General features: G+C 68.8%; 1 protein-coding gene. It reads left to right on the top strand.

Annotation, left to right across the window (positions count from 1 at the left end):
- Window positions 1-435 precede the first annotated feature (435 nt).
- Complete coding sequence (locus tag BFF77_RS24875; protein WP_107422243.1) at window positions 436-828, top strand: GlcG/HbpS family heme-binding protein; 393 nt, start codon at window positions 436-438, stop codon at window positions 826-828.
- Window positions 829-1,029 lie beyond the last annotated feature (201 nt).

The raw sequence follows: 1,029 nt of genomic DNA, 5'->3' as shown, positions 1-1,029 counted from the left end.
CATACGGCCCGTCGCGGGCCGACCTACGCGGTGGGCGGAAACTCGGTAACGGAAACAGGAAGCTCCGCAGCGCGGTGTTCGAGTGCCCGCTGCCAGACCGTTCGAAGTGCAGGAGTAGGAGCAGGAGCAGGAGGCGACGGCGGTTCGGTGCGGGAGACACGACGGGACGGAAGAAGGCGATGGGGTCGGTGGGGGAGACGGGGCCCGGTACCGTGATGATCAGGTTTCGGGCATTCTGTCCCGCCGGAGTGAACTCTCAGTCGCGGCGAAGCGTGATCTCCGCCGCTGCTTCCCGGGGCGTGCCGACCGGGACATGGAGCCACTGCCTCAGTACCCGTACGGACTGTGCTCAGCGCTCACAGTCAATCAACTCGCCCGCAGCGGCCCCCGAGCGGACCGACGGGGCACCGCGAACACCGGAAAGGACCAGGGACAGTGACTGCTCTGACACTGCGGGAGGCGATGGACCGCACGGCGGCGGGCATCGCCAAGGCCATCGAGATGGGCGTGCACATGAACATCGCCGTGGTGGATGCCGGCGGTCATCTGCTGCACTTCTCCCGGATGGAGGACGCCTGGCTGGGCTCCATCGACATCGCGATCCGTAAGGCGAGGACGTCCGCCTTCTTCAAGATGCCGTCAGCGGCGATCGGCGAGCTGTCACAGCCCGGCGGCGATCTGTACAACATCGAGGTCACCAACGGCGGCCTGGTGACCTTCGGCGGCGGCCTGCCCATCGTCAGTGGCGGCCGCGTCATCGGCGCCGTCGGCGTCTCCGGCGGCCAGGTGGCCGAGGACACCGCGGTTGCTGAGGCGTGCCTCGCCTGACACGACCGGCGAAGCCGCCCCGCGGCCACCGCCTCTTCTCNNGCCGCGGATCAGGGCCTCGCGCTCGTCGGGCTCGGCGTTGTCGAGAGCGTCCGCGAAGTCCCAGGCCGTACGTTGCCGAAGGGGCCGGTGTCCCTGGTCGCCCTCGGCGTCGAGGGTGGCTTCATGGATACGCCGGGATGGTGCGACGGACGGTTGTCC

Origin of the sequence: Streptomyces lushanensis, from assembly GCF_001700515.1 — a bacterium.
Taxonomy (GTDB): domain Bacteria; phylum Actinomycetota; class Actinomycetes; order Streptomycetales; family Streptomycetaceae; genus Streptomyces; species Streptomyces lushanensis.
Note: the sequence above shows the minus strand (reverse complement) of the source record. Positions and strands in the feature narration are given on the sequence as shown.